The 995-nt window shown below is 42.6% G+C and carries 1 protein-coding gene and 1 pseudogene; both read left to right on the forward strand.

The window, feature by feature from the left end; genetic code table 11:
- The first annotated feature begins 222 nt into the window (after positions 1-222).
- A complete protein-coding gene (locus tag QUA54_RS28135; protein ID WP_333417640.1) occupies positions 223-516 on the forward strand; it encodes a hypothetical protein in 294 nt (97 codons plus the stop codon).
- A pseudogene (locus tag QUA54_RS28140) lies at positions 500-995 on the forward strand (hypothetical protein); the annotation flags it as partial. The gene QUA54_RS28135 and the pseudogene QUA54_RS28140, both read left to right, overlap by 17 nt.

A 995-nucleotide genomic window follows, 5' to 3' on the forward strand; every position in this document is an offset into this window, starting at 1 on the left:
ATCAGCATAAAGGATGGCAGAAATAGCATCTAGATGTGTTTTAATCGCCTGTTGTTGTTCGGGTGTCATGATTCTATCTCAAGTGGGAAGTGGGAAGAGATCGTAATTATCGCCTATTTTACTGATGATAGGTAAAAAAGTGATTGTAGTTTTTATCAGTATTTATACTCATAACATAAGTGACACGCTCCCGCTCAGCCAGGGCAATTGAGGGAGATTGTCTTGTATATTTTGCTAGAGATTGGCACGCCGATTCGCTGCGAGATGATTGCTGGAATTGCCCAGGTGGACGAATGCGATGTTGCACAGGTTTTAGAAAAGGATGAGTGGGTTGAGTATTTGAAAAAGCAGAATGTAGAAGGAGAAATCTGCTATACCATCTATCATGCTAGTTTCCTTGACTTTCTGAAAGCCAAACGGGAGATGGATTCAAAGCGGAAGATTTTTCAGGAAGTGAATCAACGGATAGTTGACTATTTAAAAAGGAAGAAAGAAGAAAATGGGAACATTAGCTGACAAATTTAAGGCAGAGAGCCCAGCTTTATTGCGAGTGTATCTGGGTTCCCCCTCTTATCTGATAAATTCGGAAAATTTAGGAGAGTATTACCAAACACTGACAGATTTTAACTTCCTGATGGCAAAGATTCAGCATCCTGAGTTTGGGGTACAGGCACTTATTGATGATTTCAATTTGGTTGAGGGTTCAGAAGCATTAAGCCACCCAGAGTACAACCCAGAAAAAGTTAAAGCCCTGAACTTGATTCAAGCGGTACTGTGGATGTCAGCCGATATTTTGGAGCGAGATAAGACGCAACTCGCAGGGCAATTGTTAGGGCGCTTGCTGTACTTTAATATTCCGGCAATTCAGCCAATTCTGGAGGTTGCAAAGCATTGGGAAGTAGCACCTTGGTTGCGTCCTTTGACACCCTGTTTAACTCCGCCTCGCAGGGGATTGCTACGCACCCTCAAAGGTCACAGCAATTCAGTAAATGCAG

The organism is Microcoleus sp. MOSTC5, from assembly GCF_036701825.1.
In the GTDB taxonomy this organism is placed as follows: Bacteria; Cyanobacteriota; Cyanobacteriia; order Cyanobacteriales; family Microcoleaceae; genus Microcoleus; species Microcoleus asticus.